This window comes from Leifsonia sp. Leaf264 (assembly GCF_001422325.1).
Taxonomy (GTDB): domain Bacteria; phylum Actinomycetota; class Actinomycetes; order Actinomycetales; family Microbacteriaceae; genus Orlajensenia.
The window spans coordinates 1-6049 of the sequence record NZ_LMMR01000003.1; the positions used below are offsets into that span (position 1 = coordinate 1).

Genomic DNA, 6049 nt, shown 5'->3' on the forward strand with positions numbered 1-6049 from the left:
GGGGGGGGGATGCCCGCAGCCGGATCCGCATACGGGCGACCGATGTTTGAGCGGGCATCCGGGTCGTTGTGTGGTTCTGAGGGGTAGGCCGCTAGCTCACGCATTTCACCTGGGTGATGCCGTTGACTGCTGACGCGTTTGTCGCGCCAGCATTTAACTGTGTGAGGACTCCCCCGGCCGAATTCTTGCCGGTGATGTATCCGCTGGTGCGAGCATTTGCGAGAGATCGGACGGCACCGCCGAGCGCGTTGGTTGAGACGGTCGTGTCGCAGCTGGTGAATGCGAGCTTTGAACCTGTGAGACTCGTTCCGCTGTAAACACAGAAGCTGCCGGTGGCGCAGCTGCCGATCGAACGAGCGTTGTCGGAAACGAGGGTAAGTTCCATGGAGCCTCCGTCCCATTGGATCTGGTTCGCGGAGACCTGCGTGCCGCCGGGGTTCAGTCGGAGAGTCTCGTCGATTCGCTGTTGAAGGTCGCTTGAGCCGGTGGATTCTGAAGCGCTAGCGGCGGCGGGCGCGCTGATTAGTAGCGCCGTGAGGATCGCGGCGGCGAGGGGTCGGTGCAAGTGCGGTGTTCTCCTAGTTCCAAAGGGTGTAGCTGGTGACGGCTGGGGCGGGAATGTCGAGATCCGGCAGCCCTCCGAGATAGATGGTCTCGATAGCGCCGATCTGACCCGTTGCGTCGTTGATGACGACGAGACTCTCGAAATTCGGATTGTGGGTGGAAGGCACCCGGAGTGCTACCCCGGGCCTACCCATCCGGTCCACGACCCGGCCAGCAACCTCAACGCCCTCGTACTGGCCGAGGGTTCCGATGATCGTGGACTGTTGTGCGCCGGAGAGGGTCCACTCGTTGAGGAGCGCCTTGGCCGTGTCGAGGTAGTCGTAGCCATCCGGATCGGCTGGCGCCACGCTGCGGATGACCGCATTCAAGCTAGCAGCGTCAGTAGGCAGGTCCCCAGGAAAGAGCACTGGGAGGGAGCCGGCCGCATATTCTTCATCACGGAGCACGGTCCCTTCCTCGGGAGCGTCGGCGGCGTTCGGTACTTCTGTCTTCGACGGATCGGCGACCGTGTACGCCCGTCCGGCCGTCACTGTTAGGCGCCCAGAACGGTCAGCATCCCAGCGCAACTCCGTCACCTGCGGTGAGATGAAGGCAGTAGTCGCCTGATCATCGACGGTCGCATCGAGGAACCAACCTTGATATTTCGTGCCTCGGACCGATCCCATAGCGCTGCCCCCTCTCGTCGCGACGGTCTCCGAGTTGCGGATCACGTCGCTGAGTGTCTCGGATGTCGGAGTCATCTCCAGCAACGGCGGTGTGGCTGCAGCGGCTGTCGGTGCTTGCGCAAAGGGGAATGTCGTCTGGATGAGGACTGCGGCGATGATGAACGCGCCGAGGAGCATCGCGGAGGTGACCCAGCGGCGGTGTGGTCTGGGTTGCGCGGCGGTCCGCGGACTGCCGATGATTCGAAGTAGTGCTGATTCGGCGTGCGCGTCAAGGCCTGCGTTTACCGGTGTGGTTGCTGGATCCGCTTGGCGCATCATCGTCTCGAGTTCGAGGTCGTTCATGGGGCCGCCTCGATCCGTTCAGCTGTTCTGGTTCGTTCGATGACTGCCCGAAGCGCTGATTTCGCGCGGCTGATGCGTTTCCATGCTGCTTGCTCGCTGCATCCCAGGACCATCCCCACCTCGGCGGGGGGGACTCCCTTCGGGACAACGAAGCGGTGGGCTTGACACGAGGGAAGCCGACCGTGGGGGCGGCGGCTTCCCTCCCCTACCGACAGCGATGGTTCGCGGGCAATGTCAGGATCCGCGTGCGACGGAAACCTCGTAGGTGGCAGACAGATTCGTCTGCGGACAATCACTTGGTTGAGGGGTAACAAATGATTCGGAACAGGTTTGCGCTTCGCGGTGCAATTGCTATGAAGCGACGCTGGACTGCGCGGTCGGTGGCGGTCGCCGCTGTAGCGGCGGGGCTCATAGCGGTTGGCGCTTCACCAGCGTCGTCAGCCACCTACACCTGGCTAAACGCATCGATCCGGCCTGACGGGAGCCTGTACTCGGACGTTTACTCAGGCGCTGGGAGCTTCTCGCGAATGGGAGTCTCCGCCAAGATCAACAATGCCGATGGATATACGTGGCGAACCAAGGTCTCGTACAACGGCTATTGGAACACGGGCTCATCCACTGCAACTCAGAACGGCCCTCGCGGCCATGGCACGACATACGCATCCTTTGAATACTTGAATGGAACGATTCCCAGTGAACGGATTGGAGTGTCTGCTTGGCTCCTAGCAGCAGTGATGGGGAAATCCGCCGTGGGCACCTTGGATGTCGTCGAAGACGGCAGCGAGAGTGATCCGCCCGCCAGCGCGGAGGTCACGGTGGACCAACTTCGAGCCGGGGATGCGCCGAACTTCGTCCTGACCTACTACGGCGTCATCGACGAGAGTGAGCTCTGGTCGGGGCAAACGCTAGACGGGGAGACCTGCCTATTTGTGGCCCAAGGCGAGAATGTGGGATCTACCTGCGCCGAGGCGACCGACTTCGAACAGCATGGGTTGAGCATTCACTCTCAGGGTCCGGAGCATTCCATTCAGGCTGCCCTCGCTCCACACGGCGGTATCACCAAGGAAGCGGCGCTTGCTGCGGGTCTCGAGATGGTGACCGACTCGCTCGCGGTCAACTCACGCCTGCCCGTCAGGGGGACACTCGTCCTCGATGAAAACGGCACTCGTCAAAAAGGCGCTAGCGCTGCCACGGGTATTGTGTTGGTCTCGGGTGCGGCCGACTAAACGGTCGAATTAGTGGTAGCCAAGGGGAACACCATGGACGATGAGCATCGTCAGGATTTCGGCCAGATGCCAGGAATCAACGACGCGCCACTAAACGCTTCGTTTAGGGACGGTCCCGCGAAAGAACCGCGACGGATTCGTTGGTGGGAGCCGCTGCTCATCATCACCGGGGCAGCGGGGGTCTTCATCGTCCTCATCGTGATGAATGGCAAGTAGCAATTCTTCGGGTGAATGACGCGCCCATTGGCGGCTGACAACTCAGGAGCGAGCGCGGGGTGGCGAAGAACGCCAACCCGCGCTCTATGACTCCCGAAGGACCTGAAACGGCAGTTTGCACGCCTTGCCCCCGCGATTGCGATCCCGCGGATGCGAACAGGCTAGAGCTTCACCACGTCCTTCCCATCCTCGTCGGGCGCCGCTAACGGGTCCGTCACCAGACGTCCGCAAGCGGATCACTTGCGGACAGTCATGGAACGCCTACGCGAATAGAACCCACCAAGACGCGACGATCAAGATGAAATTCAGCGCGATAAGAGTTACACCGCTCGTAGGGTTCAAGACCCCGGCTGCGACCGCACGGATCGCTCGAGAAATGTTGAGGAGTGCGGCAACAACAGCGATCAGCAGCCAAACGGGTGACAGCACCACCGCGAGGACAATTGCACCAACTCCGACGAGAAGCGGCACCAGGAATGACGTGGAGCGTGCGGTTGTAGCGGGTGTGGTCATGGCCCCTCCTGATCACGAATCGCGTGCCGATACGTGGCCAGCGTACTTGTCTGCTGCACGACAGCTAAGTGATCGGGAGTTAGAGCGAGCGACCGATCCTTGGTTAGGACGGTCTCGCCGACTAAAGCGTTTGCTCGGATCGCTGCAGAGCCCGCCGAAGTTGGCGCACGCGGTCTCACGACCCGCCCGCTACGGGATCCCCAAACGGGCGCTATTGGCTGGAATCTAACGAAGCTCCATGCAGAGGAGCCGGGGCCTGTCCTCCCAGGACTCGACCGGGATAAAGCCGCGGGTGCGGTAGAGCCTCACTGCATCGTCTCGCCAATCCCAGACGGTCAGCCGGACGGGACGAGTCGTCTGGCTGAGGGCGGCATCGATCAGTGCTGAGCCAACTCTCAGGCCGCGCGCGCTTGGATCGACCCAAACGCGCTTGATTTCGGCTGTTGTCACGTTCTGCTGGAGGACGACCACTCCCACCAGTGAACCCAACTCCGCGACGTAGACGACGGCGTTCTCGTACGCGCGCGCGGGGTTGTCGATTTCGGGCCGGTATCGGTCTGGAAGGTCGGCCCCACCATGGGCTTCGCCCAAATACAAAACCTTCTCGTCTTCGGTCTTCCTCAAGTACGCCTCGACGAGGCGGCTCACCGCGTCGTTGTCAGCCCCGGTGAGGTCGGCCGGACGGATCCTGATCGAATCCAGCTTGTTCTGCACTGTTCCATTCTCGTGGAGAGCACCGGGTGCTCTCCACGAGAGAACCGGATGCCTCAGGCTGCCCGTTGGACGGTCTCTCACTGGGCACCCGCGTAGGGATCCCTAACGGGAAGGCGGGTTGGCCGCTCGTGTGTGGCCGTATCGTGCACACGGCGCTAGCGTCGAAGTGAGCGAGGGGTCCGAATGCAGGTTGAATGGGACGAGACGTACTTCGAGGCGCAGCAGCAAGACGCGAAGGTCTACTGGGTCTGTTTCTGGACAGGGGACGACGTCGAACAGTCGGCTCAACACGATCCGCAGCGGATCACGGGAGCGCACTCAGTAGAGGAAGTACTTACATGGTTGTCCCGAGTGAGGGGCGAACGGCGGTACGAACTGTTCGTCGAGATCGGCGACCACGCCAAATCACGCGACCAGGGCTGGGCAACCCAGCGAAAGCTCATCCGTCTGGCTGGCGACTTCCGGCCGCGCGTCACCTCGGTCACAATCACCATGACCCGATCTGAATAGCGGCCCGCACCGGGGTCGGTCAACGCGACAACTCCAGCCCGCAAGCCGATCGGCGCACCGGCAGTAGAAGCCCTCCGACACCGAGGTTGCCGCCCGCATTTCAGGCCGCTCCGCTGGAAGTCACGCCAGTAGTGCTAGCCGTCTCGCCGCGCGGCCCACTCGCGTTCCAGGATCGCGAAGATCCCGGTGTCCGTCCACTCGCCCTTGAGCCACATGTGCTCGATGAAGTGGCCTTCGTGCCGCATCCCCAAGCGCTCGCAGAGAGCGACGGATGCCGCGTTGCGAGGGTCGAGTTCGGCGTACACGCGGTGCAGCCCGAGTTCGCCGAACGCAAGGTCGAGCAGAACGCGCGCAGCCTCGGTGGCGTAGCCCCTACCTCGCGACGAGGGAGCGAGGATCCAGCCGATCTCGGCCGTGCGGTCATCAACGCTGGTCAGGTGGAAGTACATCGTGCCGGCGAAGTGGCCGTCCTCATCCCGGATCGCCGGTTGGACGTAGTCGCCGGGGTTTTCGAGCCGGGTGGCACCGGCATCCACCGCGAGCACCTCTCCGACCTTTTCGCGTGAACGTGCCTCGTACAGAAGGTAGCGACATACCTCCGGGTCGGACTGCATGGCGTACAGCGCCTCGAGGTCGTCGTCGCGCAGCAGCTCCAGCGCTACCCGAGGACCGTGGAGAGGGCGGAAATCCCAGGGCAGCGCCATGAACCCATAATGGCGTGCCGACTTCCACCGCGCACACCCCGCAGATGACAGAGGTCACCACAAGATGGGTCGACTGGTACAACGCGAGGCGCCTGCACTCGACCATCGGGACGTCCCACCCGACGAGTTCGAAGCCGCGCACTACGCTGACCAGAAACGCCATCGCACCCGGCGATGAAACCCGCATAGAAGCGGCGCCGCGAGGGCAAACTGCTCTGATCGATGGGGACGCGAATGGGGGTCGCTCAGCGGGCGGTCCGGGGGGTGTAGTCGTCAACGGCCGCAAGGACGAGGCTTCCGGCATGAATGCACTACTGATCGGATACGCACGCGTGTCCACATACGAACAAGACCTCACCGCGCAACGGGTCGCGCTCGAGCGTCTCGGAGTCGATCCCACCTATATCTACACGGACCATGGGCTGACCGGCACCAACCGGGTCAGACCCGGTCTCCGCGAAGCTCTTGCCGCGTGCCGCAACGGCGACACCCTGGTAGTGGCGAAGCTTGACCGGCTGGCACGCTCGCTCCGCGACGCCAGCGACATCGTCGATGAGCTCACTGCGAAACACGTCAAACTCAGCATCGGCGGGTC

The 6049-nt window shown here is 62.7% G+C and carries 9 protein-coding genes; 4 read left to right on the forward strand and 5 right to left on the reverse strand.

What is annotated here, in order from left to right:
* Window positions 1–91: 91 nt before the first annotated feature.
* Window positions 92–385: a peptidase inhibitor family I36 protein gene (locus ASF30_RS22580; protein WP_157497026.1), complete on the reverse strand. Its 294-nt coding sequence runs from the start codon at window positions 383–385 to the stop codon at window positions 92–94.
* Window positions 386–578: 193 nt separating this feature from the next.
* Window positions 579–1571, reverse strand: a complete 993-nt coding sequence (locus tag ASF30_RS05485; RefSeq protein ID WP_055902721.1) for a hypothetical protein — start codon at window positions 1569–1571, stop codon at window positions 579–581.
* A 527-nt stretch (window positions 1572–2098) separates the two neighbouring features.
* Here ASF30_RS05485 and ASF30_RS05490 point away from each other — a divergent pair.
* Together ASF30_RS05490 and ASF30_RS05495 are read left to right on the forward strand one after the other, a co-directional pair.
* A complete protein-coding gene (locus ASF30_RS05490) occupies window positions 2099–2797 on the forward strand; it encodes a hypothetical protein (protein ID WP_157497028.1) in 699 nt (232 codons plus the stop codon).
* A gap of 33 nt (window positions 2798–2830) precedes the next feature.
* Window positions 2831–3013, forward strand: a complete 183-nt coding sequence (locus tag ASF30_RS05495; RefSeq protein WP_157497030.1) for a hypothetical protein — start codon at window positions 2831–2833, stop codon at window positions 3011–3013.
* A gap of 261 nt (window positions 3014–3274) precedes the next feature.
* On the opposite strand, the gene ASF30_RS22585 is transcribed toward ASF30_RS05495, so the two are convergent.
* Together ASF30_RS22585 and ASF30_RS05500 are read right to left on the reverse strand one after the other, a co-directional pair.
* Window positions 3275–3526: a hypothetical protein gene (locus ASF30_RS22585; RefSeq protein ID WP_157497032.1), complete on the reverse strand. Its 252-nt coding sequence runs from the start codon at window positions 3524–3526 to the stop codon at window positions 3275–3277.
* 225 nt (window positions 3527–3751) lie between these two features.
* Window positions 3752–4240, reverse strand: coding sequence for a GNAT family N-acetyltransferase (locus tag ASF30_RS05500; RefSeq protein ID WP_162240725.1), 489 nt, complete (start codon window positions 4238–4240; stop codon window positions 3752–3754).
* A 183-nt stretch (window positions 4241–4423) separates the two neighbouring features.
* On the opposite strand from ASF30_RS05500, the gene ASF30_RS05505 reads away from it, so the two are divergent.
* Entirely contained in the window at window positions 4424–4750 is a 327-nt protein-coding gene (locus ASF30_RS05505; protein ID WP_055902730.1) for a hypothetical protein, read from the forward strand.
* Window positions 4751–4884: 134 nt separating this feature from the next.
* Here the strand turns inward: ASF30_RS05505 and ASF30_RS05510 are convergent, their stop codons facing one another.
* Window positions 4885–5454 (reverse strand): GNAT family N-acetyltransferase, encoded by a 570-nt coding sequence (locus tag ASF30_RS05510; protein WP_055902733.1) that lies wholly within the window; start codon window positions 5452–5454, stop codon window positions 4885–4887.
* Between the two features lie 302 nt (window positions 5455–5756).
* Between ASF30_RS05510 and ASF30_RS05515 the strand changes: the two genes are divergently transcribed.
* Window positions 5757–6049: recombinase family protein (locus ASF30_RS05515; RefSeq protein WP_162240726.1), on the forward strand; the 293-nt coding region annotated here is incomplete at its 3' end.